Annotated in this window: 15 protein-coding genes and 1 riboswitch; of the genes, 9 read left to right on the forward strand and 6 right to left on the reverse strand. The window is 69.1% G+C overall.

From position 1 onward, the window contains the following. Positions 1 to 7: 7 nt before the first annotated feature. From ABZU72_RS09615 to ABZU72_RS09635, 5 genes are all read right to left on the reverse strand, one after another. Entirely contained in the window at positions 8 to 823 is an 816-nt protein-coding gene (locus ABZU72_RS09615; RefSeq protein WP_355018635.1) for an alpha/beta hydrolase, read from the reverse strand. 41 nt (positions 824 to 864) lie between these two features. Then, entirely contained in the window at positions 865 to 2,139 is a 1,275-nt protein-coding gene (locus ABZU72_RS09620; protein ID WP_355018636.1) for an RNA polymerase sigma factor, read from the reverse strand. Then, positions 2,136 to 2,495, reverse strand: coding sequence for a YciI family protein (locus ABZU72_RS09625; protein ID WP_355018637.1), 360 nt, complete (start codon positions 2,493 to 2,495; stop codon positions 2,136 to 2,138). Before ABZU72_RS09625 ends, ABZU72_RS09620 begins: the two co-directional genes overlap by 4 nt. A gap of 120 nt (positions 2,496 to 2,615) precedes the next feature. Beyond that, on the reverse strand, positions 2,616 to 3,449 hold the full coding sequence (locus ABZU72_RS09630; RefSeq protein ID WP_355018638.1) for a Ku protein: 834 nt from the start codon (positions 3,447 to 3,449) through the stop codon (positions 2,616 to 2,618). Between the two features lie 142 nt (positions 3,450 to 3,591). Then, the gene (locus tag ABZU72_RS09635) at positions 3,592 to 3,840 is read right to left on the reverse strand and encodes a hypothetical protein (RefSeq protein ID WP_355018639.1); all 249 of its coding nucleotides are present in this window, start codon (positions 3,838 to 3,840) and stop codon (positions 3,592 to 3,594) included. A gap of 241 nt (positions 3,841 to 4,081) precedes the next feature. On the opposite strand from ABZU72_RS09635, the gene ABZU72_RS09640 reads away from it, so the two are divergent. From ABZU72_RS09640 to ABZU72_RS09665, 6 genes are all read left to right on the forward strand, one after another. Beyond that, positions 4,082 to 5,050: a DNA ligase gene (locus ABZU72_RS09640; RefSeq protein ID WP_355018640.1), complete on the forward strand. Its 969-nt coding sequence runs from the start codon at positions 4,082 to 4,084 to the stop codon at positions 5,048 to 5,050. Then, positions 5,050 to 5,967: a non-homologous end-joining DNA ligase gene (gene ligD / locus ABZU72_RS09645; protein ID WP_355018641.1), complete on the forward strand. Its 918-nt coding sequence runs from the start codon at positions 5,050 to 5,052 to the stop codon at positions 5,965 to 5,967. The genes ABZU72_RS09640 and ligD overlap by 1 nt, the downstream gene beginning before the upstream one ends. Before the next feature lie 14 nt (positions 5,968 to 5,981). Beyond that, positions 5,982 to 6,662 carry a response regulator transcription factor gene (locus tag ABZU72_RS09650; protein ID WP_355018642.1) on the forward strand — a complete coding sequence of 227 codons (681 nt, stop codon included), beginning with the start codon at positions 5,982 to 5,984 and terminating at the stop codon, positions 6,660 to 6,662. Between the two features lie 213 nt (positions 6,663 to 6,875). Continuing rightward, positions 6,876 to 7,047: riboswitch (cyclic di-AMP (ydaO/yuaA leader) on the forward strand. A 5-nt stretch (positions 7,048 to 7,052) separates the two neighbouring features. Then, entirely contained in the window at positions 7,053 to 7,892 is an 840-nt protein-coding gene (locus ABZU72_RS09655) for a C40 family peptidase (protein ID WP_355018643.1), read from the forward strand. Positions 7,893 to 8,026: 134 nt separating this feature from the next. Continuing rightward, positions 8,027 to 9,145: a peptide chain release factor 2 gene (gene prfB / locus ABZU72_RS09660; protein ID WP_355018644.1), complete on the forward strand. Its 1,119-nt coding sequence runs from the start codon at positions 8,027 to 8,029 to the stop codon at positions 9,143 to 9,145. A 4-nt stretch (positions 9,146 to 9,149) separates the two neighbouring features. Beyond that, positions 9,150 to 9,851: an alpha/beta hydrolase gene (locus tag ABZU72_RS09665; RefSeq protein WP_355018645.1), complete on the forward strand. Its 702-nt coding sequence runs from the start codon at positions 9,150 to 9,152 to the stop codon at positions 9,849 to 9,851. Between the two features lie 204 nt (positions 9,852 to 10,055). Here ABZU72_RS09665 and ABZU72_RS09670 read toward each other — a convergent pair whose 3' ends face one another. After that, on the reverse strand, positions 10,056 to 10,679 hold the full coding sequence (locus ABZU72_RS09670) for a hypothetical protein (RefSeq protein WP_355018646.1): 624 nt from the start codon (positions 10,677 to 10,679) through the stop codon (positions 10,056 to 10,058). 74 nt (positions 10,680 to 10,753) lie between these two features. Between ABZU72_RS09670 and ftsE the strand changes: the two genes are divergently transcribed. From ftsE to ABZU72_RS09685, 3 genes are all read left to right on the forward strand, one after another. After that, positions 10,754 to 11,443, forward strand: coding sequence for a cell division ATP-binding protein FtsE (gene ftsE / locus ABZU72_RS09675; RefSeq protein ID WP_008358693.1), 690 nt, complete (start codon positions 10,754 to 10,756; stop codon positions 11,441 to 11,443). 71 nt (positions 11,444 to 11,514) lie between these two features. Then, positions 11,515 to 12,423, forward strand: a complete 909-nt coding sequence (gene ftsX / locus ABZU72_RS09680) for a permease-like cell division protein FtsX (RefSeq protein WP_350664163.1) — start codon at positions 11,515 to 11,517, stop codon at positions 12,421 to 12,423. Between the two features lie 24 nt (positions 12,424 to 12,447). Beyond that, positions 12,448 to 13,716: a peptidoglycan DD-metalloendopeptidase family protein gene (locus ABZU72_RS09685; RefSeq protein WP_355018647.1), complete on the forward strand. Its 1,269-nt coding sequence runs from the start codon at positions 12,448 to 12,450 to the stop codon at positions 13,714 to 13,716. Positions 13,717 to 13,747 lie beyond the last annotated feature (31 nt).

Consider the following 13,747-nt stretch of genomic DNA (forward strand, 5'->3'; position numbering starts at 1 on the left):
GGGTCGTTCAGGCGGTGAGGAACTCGGTGGCCACCGGAGCCAGGGCGTCGGCCTTGACCATGTGGTCCTGCCCGTCGAGGACGACGTAGCGGCCTTCTGGAACGGCCTTGGAGATGGCCTGCTGGGCGTTGGTCATGTAGGTCGGGCTCTTGCTGCCCGCCACCGACAGCACCGGCACCGAGACGTTCTTGAAGTAGCCGCCCGGCAGGGGCAGACCCTGCTGGAACGGCACGCACATGCCCAGGTCGTAGACCAGCGTGTGGGCGACCGGGATGAGCTTCTTGAAGGCCGGGGTGAGCCGCATCATCTTGACCGCGATCAGCGGCATGCCGACCATGCGCATGAAGAGTTCGACCGCGGCGGCCCGCTTGCCCTTCTCCACCAGGGCCTCGACCTGCTGCGCCAGGTCGGCGTCGTTGGGGCGGTGGGTGTCGTCGAGGATGAGCGGCGCCTCGTAGGCGACGATCTTGTCGATCGGCAGCCCGGCCCGTGCGGCCTCCAGGGCGAGGAACGCGCCCGAGCTCAGGCCCAGCAGGTGGGCGTGCCCGCCGGCCGCCTCGATCACCGCCCCCAGGTCGGCGACCTCCTGCTCGACCGCCTCCATGGTGCCGGCGGCAGCCGGCTTGGCGATGTTGCTGTCGCCGCGGCCGCGGCGGTCGTAGCGGTAGACGGTGAACCGGTCCGAGAACGCGTCGGCCAGCTCCTTCGACGGCCCGAAGCCGCGGTAGCACAAGGCCCCGTCGACCAGGACGAGCGCCGGGCCGGTGCCGGTGACGTCGTAGGCGATCGTGGTGCCGTCGGCGGAGGTGGTGGTTGTGGTCATCGTCTGCTCACTTCTGTCGCGGTGGTCGAGCCGGTTGATACTTACGCGTCGGACGAGACCTCGTCGCTTCGACACGCGGCCGCACGTTTCTGGAGAAGTTCCTGTTCCCCGGCGTTGGTGGTCAACGCGGCCGCCTCGTCGAACGCCACCGCGGCCTCGAGGTGTCGCCCGGCGCGGTGCAGCAGGTCACCACGTACGCCGGCGGGCAGATGCGACCCAGGAAGCGCTCCCTCGGGGAGTGCTGCCAGGATGGCCAGCCCGGCATCGGGACCGAAAGCGCGCCCGTGTGCCACCGCCCGGTTGACCTCGATGACGGCGCCGGGGACGCCGGTCGCGAGCATGTCGTAGAGGCGTGCGATCTCGGCCCAGTCGGTCTCCTCGGCCCGTCGGGCGCGGCCGTGGCACGCGGCGATCATCGCCTGCACCAGATAGCTTCCGCCGGGGGTGCCGGAGGAGGCCAGCGCCGTCGCCCGGTCGACCGCGGCCAGGCCGCGCCGCAGCAGCAGCTGGTCCCAGCGGGTCCGGTCCTGGTCCTCGAGCAGCACCGGGTGACCCTCTGCATCCGCCCGGGCCGCGAGCCGTGACCCTTGGATCTCGAGCAGCCCCTGCAGCGCCTGCGCGTCGGGATCGCCCGGGGCGTGCGCGGCCAGCATCCGGGCCAGCCGCATCCCTTCCAGGCACAGCTCAGGCCGGGTCCACGACGGCCCCGACGTGGCCGCGTAGCCCTCGTTGAAGACCAGGTAGATCGTCTGCATCACGTCGCGCAGCCGTGCCGTCCGCTCCTCGCCGGTGGGCAGCTCGAACGAGGCCCCGACCTCCGCCAGGGTGCGCTTCGCCCGCGAGATCCGCTGGCCGACGGCCGACTCCTTGGCGAAGTAGGCCCGGGCGATCTCGGCGGTCGTCAGACCGCCCACGAGCCGCAGCGTCAGCACGGTGCGGGAGTCGGGCGCCAGCACCGGATGGCAGGAGAGGAACATCAGCCGCAGCACATCGTCCTCGATGTGGTCTACCGCGGCAGCCAGGTCAGGCATCTCACCCTCCTCCAGTTCGTGGCCCAGCAGGGCGACCTTGCGGCGCAGCACCTCGTCACGGCGGAACCCGTCGATCGCGCGCCGCTTCGCGATCGACATCAACCACGCTCCGGGGTTGCGAGGGATGCCCTCGTGCGGCCACTGCTCCAGCGCCGCGACGAGAGCATCCTGGGCGAGGTCCTCGGCCAGGTCGAGGTCGTGCGTCATCCGCGCCAGACCGGCGAGGAGGCGTACGGACTCGTTGCGCCAGACCGCGACGATCGCGTGCTCGGTGGGCGAGCTCATTCAGCCGGGGTCGGCGGACCGAACAGCGGCCGCATCTCCACGGCCACGTCCTGTCCCGGCCACAGCTCCTCGTGGAGCTGGATCATCCGGCGCCCGAGCTCGATGGCCTCGTCGGGCGAGCGGACCTCGAAGAGCGAGAACCCGCCGGCGACCTCCTTGGCCTCGGCGAACGGCCCGTCGATGTGGGTCACCTCGCCCGCGGTCAGCCGGATCTCCACCGCGGGACCGAGCCCGTCGGCGTCGAGCAGGATGCCGTCGGCGTACTGCTGCTTGATCTCGGCCTCCACCGCCTCGATCAGCGCGACCGGCGGCGGCCCGGCCTCGGGGTCCATCTTCACGAACATCATGTAGCGCATCGGCTTCTCCTTGCGTGTCGGCGTCGCGTCCGTTGCGCGTCGTCGCCTACGCGTCGAGAAGAGCCTGCCGCTTTCGACACGTCCGCACCAGAGAATTCGGTACGTGTCGGTCAGGACGCCTCAGGACGCCTCCGACTTCTTGTCCTCGGCCTCTTCGGGGACCTCTTCGCCGCGCGACTTCTTGGCCGCGGCGACCGAGCGCTGCAGCGCCGCGAGCAGATCGACGACCTCGCCGGAGGTCTTGGTGGAGGTGGGGGTCCGCTCGACCTCGCCGCCCTCGATCTTGGCCTTCACCATCTCCTCGACGGCGCTGGCGTAGTCGTCGGAGAACTCCTCGGGATGGAAGTCGCCCGCGAGCGTCTCGACGAGCATGTTGGCCATCTTGATCTCGGAGTCCTTGATCTCGCCGGCCTCGACCTTGAAGTCGGGTACCCGGATCTCGTCGGGCCACATCATGGTCTGCAGCACGATCACGTCGCCGTTGTCGGTCGGCCGCACCCGCAGCGCCGCGACCGTGGTGCGCTGCCGCAGCGCGACGGTCACCAGGGCGACACGGTCGGCCTCGAGCAGAGCCTGGCGCAGCAGCGCGTAGGGCTTGACCCCGGTGTTCTCCGGCTCCAGGTAGTAGCTCTTCTCGAAGAGCATCGGGTCGATCTGGTCGCTCGGCACGAACTTCTCCACCGCGATCTCGCGCGAGGAGGTGGTCGGCAGGTTGGCGAAGTCGTCGTCGGTGAGCACGACCATCTCGCCGTCCTCGGTCTCATAGCCCTTCGCGATCTCGGAGTAGGGCACCTCCTCGCCGTCGATCGAACAGATCCGCTGATAGCGGATCCGGCCACCGTCGGACTGGTGCACCTGACGGAACGAGACGTCGTGGGACTCCGTCGCCGAATAAAGCTTCACGGGCACGCTGACCAGCCCGAACGACACCGCGCCCTTCCAGATCGCACGCATGGTGACTCCCTCCGCAACGGCAACGACTTCCCCAGTATCTGCCGGAATCCAGTTTCTCGGTACCCCTTAACCGCACCTGTCACACGGCGGGTGAGAGGAATGCACTCGCCAGGGTCGGCTCACGCGACGGCGGCGCCAATGGTCACAGGTCGCGACCGGTCCAGTGGTAGCGGCCGCTGAGAAACGCCGCCACGACCAGGCCGACCGAGCCTGCGAGCCACACGAGCGCCTCCGGGCGGCGCGCCTCGGGAGTGGTCCAAAAGCACATGTCCTCGGGGCGCAGCCCGGTCCCGCACGATGGTGCGTCGAGGGGCATGAGCCCGATGTAGGCAGCGACAGAGGCGGCGATCAGCGCGGCAAAGACGAACAGCACACGTAGGTCGGTGGACACGGGTCTGGCCCCTCTCTCCCCGGTTGGCTGTGAAGCGGAAACGGCCCCTCCGCCAACCCAACGGAGAGGGCCACGGGTCGCTGACCCGCGACCCAGACGCTAGGCCTGCCTGGTCGAGCGCGACAGCCGACCACCGGCCGAGGTACCCGATCTGGAGTAGCGCCGGCGTCGACATCGACTGGGCGTGAGGATTGGACCCGATCTGCCCGGCGCAACGACTTCATAGAGGCAAGATGGACGCATGCGTCCCATGCTCGCCACCCCTGGCGCCCACGTTCCGCCGGGGGAGGAGTGGGTCCATGAGGTCAAGTGGGACGGCATCCGCCTCCTCGGCGACAGCCCGGAAGGACGTACGCAGACCCGGCTGACCACACGCAACGACAACGACGCGACCCCCGCCTGGCCCGAGATCGCGAGGGGGCCGGAGCGCGACATCGTCGTCGACGGGGAGGTGATTGCGCTCAACGACGCCGGGCTGCCCGACTTCCGGGTGCTCATGGATCGGATGCACAACCGCGACGCACGCCGCGCCGCGCGGTTCGCGGAGAGGATCCCCGCGACGTACATGGTCTTCGATCTTCTCCGTCTCGACGGGCGGCTGCTCATCGAGGAGCCCTGGGTCGAGCGCCGCAAGATCCTCGAGGCCGTCCATGCCGACGGCGACCTGGGCTCGTGGCAGGTGCCGGCGACCTACGACGACGGCCGGATGCTCCACGAGGTGACGCGGGCGCAGGGGCTGGAGGGCATCGTTTCCAAGCGGCGCGGCAGCCGCTACCGGCCGGGGGAGCGGAGCAAGGACTGGATCAAGCTGGCCCACCGTTACCGGGCCTCCCTGGTGGTCGGCGGCTGGCGGCCCGAGGTGGGCACCGAAGGCGGCACCGAACGACTCGGCGCCCTGCTCGTCGGGCAGCCGACGCCCGAGGGTCTGATCTACCGCGGGCGGGTCGGCAGCGGCATCACCGGCAAACGGGCCCAGCGACTCGGGGACTTGCTCCGCGAGACCAGCCGGAGCCCCTTCGCCGGGCCCGACGTCGACCCCGACGGGGGAGTGCCGTCGCTGGACGCTCGGGGCACCCACTGGGTCGAGCCGCTCCTCGTCGTCGAGGTGGAGACCCACGGCACCGCCGTCGCGGCGGCGAGCTACAAGGGCCGGCTGCGGCAGCCGAGCTTCATCGGGATCAGGGACGACGTCTCACCGGAGGATCTGTGATGGTCGAACGAGAAGAGGTACGCGTCGAGGTCGACGGCCGGGTCCTGACCCTGACCAGCCTCAGCAAGGTGCTCTATCCACGTACGGGCATGACGAAGGGCGAGGTGCTCAACTACTACGCCCAGGTCGCGCCGGCGCTCCTGCCGCAGCTCCAGGACCGCGCCGTGACGAGGATCCGCTGGCCGCACGGCGTCGGCGACATGTCGTTCTTCGAGAAGAACGCACCGGCCGGCACACCCAGCTGGGTCCGTACGGTCGTCGTTCCGACAACGGGATCCCGAACCGCCGACCACAGGGAGGGAACACTCACCTTTCCGATCCTCGACAGCCTCGCCGCCCTCACCTGGGCCGCGAACCTCTCCGCGCTGGAGCTGCACGTCCATCAGTGGACGGTCGGTGGCGACGGCGCCCCGGCCGGCGCGAACCGGATCGTGATCGACCTCGACCCCGGCGAGCCGGCCGGCCTGCAGGAGTGCTGCGAGGTGGCGCTGCTCGTGCGGGAGGCGCTGGGCGCCCGTGACCTCTCCGCGACTCCGGTGCTCAGCGGGAGCAAGGGCGTGCACCTGTACGCCGCCCTGCCGGAGCCCGTCGAGCCGGACGTCGCCACGGCGCTGGCCAAGGAGATCGCCGAGGACCTCCAGAAGGCCCACCCGCGCAAGGTCACTGCGACCATGACCAAGAGTCGCAGGTCAGGCAAGGTTTTCCTGGACTGGTCGCAGAACTCGGGATCGAAGACGACGATCTGTCCCTACTCGCTGCGAGGCAAAGGGATCCCCACCGTCGCTGCTCCGGTGACCTGGGATGAGGTCTCCGAAGGGGCCGAGGATCCCCTCGGTATCGACCAGCTCGGACCTAACGATGTGATCACGCGCTTATCTGAAAGGGGGGATCTCTTCACAAGCCCTACGGGGCTGTAACTATTGTTCTCTTCATGTCGAACTCCGTGCTTGTCGTAGAAGACCAAGAGGACATCGCTGCTCCCCTGGTGCGCACGCTCCAGCGTGAGGGCTATGACGTCACCTGGGTCGACTCCGGCAAGAAGGCGCTGGAGCTGCTGGCACCTCCGTACGACGCCGAGCTGGTGCTGCTCGACCTGGGCCTTCCGGACATGGACGGGCTCGAGGTCTGCAAGGCCGCTCGCGACAACGGCTACGAGGGCGGGATCATGATCCTCACCGCACGTGATGCCGAGATCGACCTGGTCGTCGGGCTCGACGCCGGTGCCGACGACTACCTGGCCAAGCCGTTCGCGCTGGCCGTCCTCCAGGCGCGGGTCCGCGCGCTGCTGCGCCGCTCGGGTCCGGTCGAGCTCGGCGCCGACGACGACGCCCTGCGCATCGACGTGGCTGCCCACCGGGTCTACGCCGGCGAGCGCGAGGTGACCCTGACCGGCAAGGAGTTCGCGCTGCTGGCCGTCCTGGCCGCCTCCCGCGACAAGGTCGTCTCCCGTGACCGGCTGATGGCCGAGGTCTGGGACGAGAACTGGTACGGCTCGACCAAGACGCTCGACGTCACCGTCGGACGCCTGCGCCAGAAGCTCGAGGCGGCCGGTGTGCAGGAGAAGGTCGTCGCCGTCCGCGGCGTCGGTTTCCGTCTCGAAGCTGCGGAGTAAACGCAAGTTCGACACGGCGTCATACGCGTGTTCAGTCCGTGAGATGTTTCACAAACGACGGCAAAGTCACGCGTGAACACGCGGATTGTGCTCCAGATTCGGCCATTCGGGATTGGATCCGTTCCAGATCGCATGTCACCTTGGTTGAGCCGTGCAGAACGCACGACCGGCCCCGGTACACGCCGAATCCTGTCCCTCCGGACGCCGGCCCCAACTACTGAACCCCCTTTACCCTCACACTCAGCAGTACGTATGGGACAGGAGCGGGGGACCCAAGTTCCACGCGACTAACTCGGACGGTCGCTTGGGGTGAAGCCATCGCAGATGGCCGGGCAACCTTCTAGCCCGAACCCGACAGCTCACCTCGCAGGCGTGGGAAGGAACTCACGCATGTCCAAGTCCGTATCCAACCCTGCCCACCGAGGCGCGCCCCGCCCGTTCCGGTCGCCGAACGTCTCGATCGCCCGGTCGATCGCAGGATCTCCCTTCGACAAGCTCAGGACGACGCTCAGCGGCCACGGCAAGCTCATCGGCCGCATCACCCTCGCCAGCGGCATCGCCGCCGGTGCCCTGGTGGCGGTGCCCGCCGCCAACGCCGCCCCGGCCTCCCACGAGACCACGACGGTCGAGTCGACCGTCGAGGCGGCCAAGGTGGTGGAGGCTCCGACCCTGGAGGCCTCGGCCACCCCCACCGCGATGCTCACCGACATCAAGCAGCTCGAGAGGGCTGTCGAGGTGCAGGAGCGCAAGGCCGAGGCAGCCCGCAAGGCCGCCGAGGCGAAGCGCAAGGCAGCGATCGCCGCCAAGAAGGCCGCGGAGGCGAAGAAGAAGGCCGAGGCTGAGGCGAAGGCCTTCGCCGCGAGCCAGGAAGGCAAGATCGAGCGGGCGATCAGCGTCGCCTCGGAGCAGATCGGCGACCCGTACGTCTGGGGTGCCACCGGCCCGAGCTCGTTCGACTGCTCCGGCCTGACGCAGTACGCCTTCAGCGCCGCCGGCATCGAGCTTCCCCGGGTCTCGCGGGACCAGGCCGCTGCGCTGCCGACGGTCCCGAACGACCAGATCCAGCGCGGCGACCTGATGTTCTGGGGCAGCCCGGTCTACCACGTGGGCATCTTCCTGCGCTGGGAGAATGGTCAGGCGATCATGCTGCACGCCCCCAAGCCGGGCGCGTCGGTTCGTGAAGAGGCTGCCTGGGACGGCTGGTTCGCCGGCTCCACCCACCAGGCCTGACCTCCCTTTGAGCCCAGTCTCGGGGCCTATATCCCCCTGATGCTCGCCCTCCGGTTCCCCGTACCGGAGGGCGAGCGCATATTTGAAGGTCGGCGAATCGGGTGCGGCACCACGCGTCAAGTAACCTGTAAGACGTGGCAGGCCCCGAATTCGACACCGAGATCAAGCAGCTCCAGGCAACGATGCAGACCATCGGCCAGGTGCTGGACCTGGACGCGATGCGCAAGGAGATCGCCGACCTCGGCGAGCAGGTCGCCGCGCCCGACCTCTGGGACGATCAGGACAACGCCACCCGCGTCACCGGCCGCCTCTCCCTGCTGCAGAACGAGCTCAACAAGTTCACCGAGCTCCGCACCCGCATCGAGGACCTCGGCCTGATGGTCGAGATGGCCCAGGAGGAGGGCGACGCAGACTCGCTCGCCGAGTCCGAGGCCGAGCTGGGCCGGGTCAAGAAGGCCGTCGAGAGCCTGGAGATCCGCACCCTGCTCTCGGGGGAGTACGACGCCCGCGAGGCCCTGGTGACGATCCGCTCCGGCGCCGGTGGCGTCGACGCCGCCGACTTCGCCGAGATGCTGATGCGGATGTACGTCCGCTGGGCCGAGCGCAACAAGTACCCGGTGGAGGTCTTCGACACCTCCTACGCCGAGGAGGCCGGGCTCAAGTCCGCCACCTTCGCGATCCACGCCCCCTACGCCTACGGCACCCTCTCCGTCGAGGCCGGCACCCACCGTCTGGTGCGGATCAGCCCCTTCGACAACCAGGGCCGCCGCCAGACCTCCTTCGCCGCGGTCGAGGTCGTGCCCGTGCTGGAGCAGACCGACGAGATCGAGCTCGACGAGAACGAGATCAAGGTCGACGTCTACCGCTCCTCGGGGCCGGGTGGCCAGTCGGTCAACACCACCGACTCCGCGGTCCGGCTGACCCACATCCCGACCGGCACCGTGGTCTCCTGCCAGAACGAGAAGTCGCAGCTGCAGAACAAGGCCGCCGCGATGATCGTCCTCAAGGCCAAGCTCCTCGCGCTGAAGAAGGCTGAGGAGGAGGCCCACCTCAAGGATCTCAAGGGTGACGTCGCCGCCTCGTGGGGCGACCAGATGCGCAACTACGTGCTCAACCCGTACCAGATCGTCAAGGACCTGCGTACGACCTACGAGACCGGCAACCCGCAGGCTGTCTTCGACGGGGACATCGACGGGTTCCTCGAGGCCGGCATCCGGTGGCGCCGTGGCGCCGAGAAGGCCGAACAGAACTGACCTGATGGATGCGCTGACGCGCACCAGGCTTCCACTCCCGGGCCGGGGAGCGGCGTACGTCTATGACGCCTACGGTCCTGAGGACGGGGTGCCGATGGTGCTGTTGCACGAGCTCGGAGGCAGCGCGAAGCGGTGGCAGGGTGTGGTGCCGCCGTTCGCGGCCGACCACCGGGTGCATGCCTTCGACATGCGGGGGCACGGGGACTCGGACTGGGCCTCGGAGTACTCCCACCGGCTCATCGCCGACGACGTCATCGTGGCGATGGACGCGCTCGGGATCTCGGGCGCCGTGGTCGTCGGGCACTCGACCGGCGGCAACGTCGCCCTCCTGGTCGCGATGCACCGGCCCGACCTGGTCTCCCGGCTGATCATCGAGGACGTGGTGCCACCTGCGCCGCGCGAGCGCAGGTCGCCCGGGCGCGCGGCCAGGCCGATGCCCCACGACTGGGAGTGCATCGCGTCCCTGCTGGTCGAGGCGACGATGTACGACGCGTGGATGTGGGAGCAGCTCGAGCTGCTGCCCATGCCGACCCTGATCGTGGCTGGTGGCGGCAACAGCCACATCCCGCAGTCGGACCTGGAGAAGGTCGCCCAGCGGATTCCGCAGGCCGACCTCGTCCACTTCGACGTCGGTCACTTCGTGCATCGCAACCAGCCCGACGAGTTCGCCGGCACCGTCCTGGCGTGGCTCGCGTCGCGGTGCTGAATGCGACGCGTCCCGCGTCGCGGGTGGGATCCCCATCCCTAAGGACCCCACCCGCTCTCGCCAGCCGGCTCTGCTCTGACTCAGTGCCCGCGGCGCGCGCCGCCCGGTGAGGTGCCTACCCGACCCGAGCGACTAAGTCGATTAAAGCACTAGACTTTAGTTCGGTGCAAACGCCGCGCCGGGACCGGGTCTCGATCCAGAACCTCAGGCGTCAGCGGCGGCCGCGGTGAGGGTCACCAGGCACCAGCGGGAGGCACGCTTCTGGACCGCCGCGGGCGCCTCGCCGGCCTTGCCGGTGAGCTCGCAGGAGAGCCAGGCGTCGCCGAAGAGGCCGCGGTAGACCACCTTCGTCTGCTTCTTCGCGTCGGTGCAGGTGAGCGCGACCGACGGCTTCCCGTACGCAGGGGTCGACGCGGCCTTGCAGCCCTTGGGCACGCTCTTGATCATCTGCGTGGCCCAGTCCAGGGTGACCGGCGGCGCGAAGACCCAGGCCCGCGCCGAGGTGGCCGAGTCCTCCGGCCCGGTCCAGATGCAGCCGTACTCCTGCGAGACGTCGTTGACCTCACCCGAGATGGCGGTCTGGTCGCCGTCGCCGTAGGCCTTCTTCTCGGCGGCGGCGCCGCCGAGAGCCTCGGTCGCGTCCTCGGTCGGGACGCGGTCGCAGAACGCGCCGCGGCGTACGTGCATCGTGGTGGTGTCCGCGGTGCTCAGGTCGCCCTTCACCTCGGCGACCTCGGGCTCGTCGTCTTTCAGGGTGAGTACGCCGACCCCGACCGCGATCGCGGTGAGGACTACGGCACCGATGAGGATCCGGACTGCAGAGCGCACGCCGTCAGAGTACAGGGGCAGGTATCTCTGAGCCGAAGTGCTGAGCCCACCACCGTTGCACTACCCTCGGTGCGGTGATCCGCTTCGAGAAGGTCAGCAAGGCCTACCCAGGGCAGGCGCGCCCCGCCCTCAACAGCCTTTCGATCGACATCCAGAAGGGGGAGTTCGTCTTCCTCGTGGGCCAATCCGGCTCGGGGAAGTCGACGGCGCTCAAGCTGATGCTGCGCGAGCAGCGCCCGACCACCGGTCGGGTCTACGTCGCAGGCAAGGAGATCAACCGGCTCGCCGGCTGGAAGGTGCCGCGGCTGCGCCGCCAGGTCGGCACGATCTTCCAGGACTTCCGCCTCCTGGCCAACAAGAACGTCGCCGAGAACGTGGCCTTCGCGATGCAGGTGACCGGTCACTCCAACCGCGAGATCCGGGAGCGCGTCCCGGAGACGCTCGAGCTGGTCGGTCTGGACGGCAAGGGCGACCGGATGCCCGACGAGCTCTCCGGTGGTGAGCAGCAGCGCGTGGCCGTCGCCCGTGCGTTCATCAACCGGCCGATGATCCTGATCGCCGACGAGCCGACCGGAAACCTCGACCCCGGCAACACCGTCGGCATCATGCGCCTGCTCGACCGCATCAACCGGTCCGGCACCACGATCGTGATGGCGACCCACGACGTCCAGATGGTCGACCAGATGCGCAAGCGCGTCATCGAGCTCGAGCACGGCCACCTCGTACGCGACCAGGTCCAGGGCGGCTACGGAGCCCAGTTCTGAGGCTTCGGCGCTGAGCCGGCCCTCTCGCTTTCGACCAGGTCCCACAACCAGAAAAGGTTCCTCGACCCGCCATGCAGCTGCGCTATGTATTCACCGAGCTCCGCCAGGGGCTACGCCGCAACCTGTCGATGCACGTCGCGGTGGCCCTGACGCTGCTCGTCTCGCTCACCCTCGCCGGCGTCGGCCTGCTGCTGCGTGAGCAGGCCCAGCTGACCGAGGAGGTCTGGGGCGACGAGCTGCAGATCACCTTCTACATGTGCAACGGCGCCAACGACCGTAACCCGCAGTGCGCCGGCGCCGTCGATGACAGCCAGAAGAAGGTCATCACCGCCGCCCTCGATGACAACCGCTACGTCGACAAGATCGAGGAGGAGAGCCAGGAGCAGGCCTACGAGCGGCTGCAGGCTCTCGACGTCGAAGGCGTCAGCGGTCCCGACCCGGTGGTCAAGTCCAGCGACATGTGGGAGTCCTACTGGGTCACGATGACCGACCCGCACCACTCCGCCGAGATCATCGAGGCGGTCGCCGGCCTGGACGGCATCGACCACGTCGGTGACGTCCACGAGGTCACCGGGCCCATCCTCGCCGCCGTCGACGGGCTGCAGAGCGCGGCCCTGGTCGGCGCGATCGTGCTGGTGATCGCGGCGCTGCTGCTGGTCGCCAACACCATCCGGCTGGCGGCCTTCGCCCGCCGTCGTGAGATCGGGATCATGCGACTGGTCGGTGCCTCGACCCTCTACATCGCGCTGCCGTTCCTCCTGGAGTCGCTCGTGGTGGCCCTGGTCGGGATCGGACTGTCCGGGATCGCGCTGGCCGCGGTGATGTACTTCGGCGTCGAGCAGCGGCTCTCGTCCACCGCGGTGACCCAGTGGGTCGGCTGGGAGGAGTTCTTCAGCTCCTTCGCGATCGTCGCGATCCTCGGCATCCTGCTCACGCTCGTCCCGACACTCCTGCTCACCCGCAAATACATCAAGGTCTGACCCGGATCCCCTACCGTCGGAGCCGTGCACGTCTTCCCCCGTGCCGGTTCGCTCGCCGCTGTGCTCTGTTGCGCCGTGGTGGCTGCCGTGCTGCTCTCGCCCACCCTCCCCTCCTCCGCCGACGAGAAGGACCGCCTCGAGCAGGAGCAGCGCGAGGTCCAGCAGGACCAGAAGGCCGCCGCCGAGGATCTCGAGCACTCCAGCGCCGGCCTGCGCAAGGCGTCGGAGACGTACGCCGCGGCCCGGAAGAAACTCGACCAGGCCCAGACCCGTCTCGATGAGCTCAACGCCAAGCTCGTCGAGGTGCAGGCCGCGCACGACAAGCTCGAGGCCGAGCTCGCCGAGCAGAAGCTGCTGCTCGCCGAGGCGAAGCGGGAGCTCGCCGAGGGCCAGGCCGAGGTGAAGGTGCAGCGCGAGGAGATGCGCGACGCGATCCTGACCCGGTTCACCGGCGGAGACCCGCAGCTCGCCCAGGCGGCGGCCCTGCTCTCCGGAGGCTCCCTCGAGGACCTGATGCGCCAGCAGACGTACGTGGACGCGGCTTCCGCGGGCCAGGACGCCACCCTCCAGCGGATGGAGGCGACCGAGACGATGCTCGTCGTCCGCGAGGGCGAGGTGCAGGAGGCGACCGACGGGATCGCGGCCAAGGAGAAGAAGGCTCGGCAGCTGGTCGCCGAGGTCGACTCGCTCCGGGACCAGGCCGCCGCGGCCCACGCCGAGATGTCCACGCTGGCCGACCAGGCAGCCACCGCGAAGCAGTCGGCCGAGGCGGCCCGGGCGGCGGACGCCGCCGAGCTGCGCGAGCTCGAGGCCGAGGAGTCGGCGCTGCGTACGAAGATCCGGTCGCTCGCCTCGGCGGGCTCCGGCTCCGACCGCAACGTCGGGTCGGTCGGCGGGCTCTTCGGGCCGCCGGTGACCGACACCTACGTCACCTCGCCCTACGGCGTCCGCAAGCACCCGATCTACGGCTACGTCTCGCTGCACAACGGCACCGACTTCTCCGCACCCTGCGGCCGCCCGCTGCTCGCCGTCGACTCCGGGCAGATCATCTCGACCTCGTACTCCAGCGTGTGGGGCAACCGCCTGCACCTGTATCTCGGCAAGGTCAACGGGCGCTCCTACACCGCCGTCTACAACCACATCTCGAGCTACGCGAGGACCTCAGGGTCCGTCGGGCGCGGTGAGACCGTGGCGTACGCAGGGACCACCGGCTGGTCCACGGGCTGCCACCTGCACTTCACGATCCTCCGCGACGGCACCCCGGTCGACCCGATGCCGCTGCTGGGTCTGTGACTCGGGCCCTAAACGTTTCGCGGTCATGACC

This window comes from Nocardioides sp. NPDC004968 (genome assembly GCF_040608935.1).
Taxonomy (GTDB): Bacteria; Actinomycetota; Actinomycetes; order Propionibacteriales; family Nocardioidaceae; genus Nocardioides.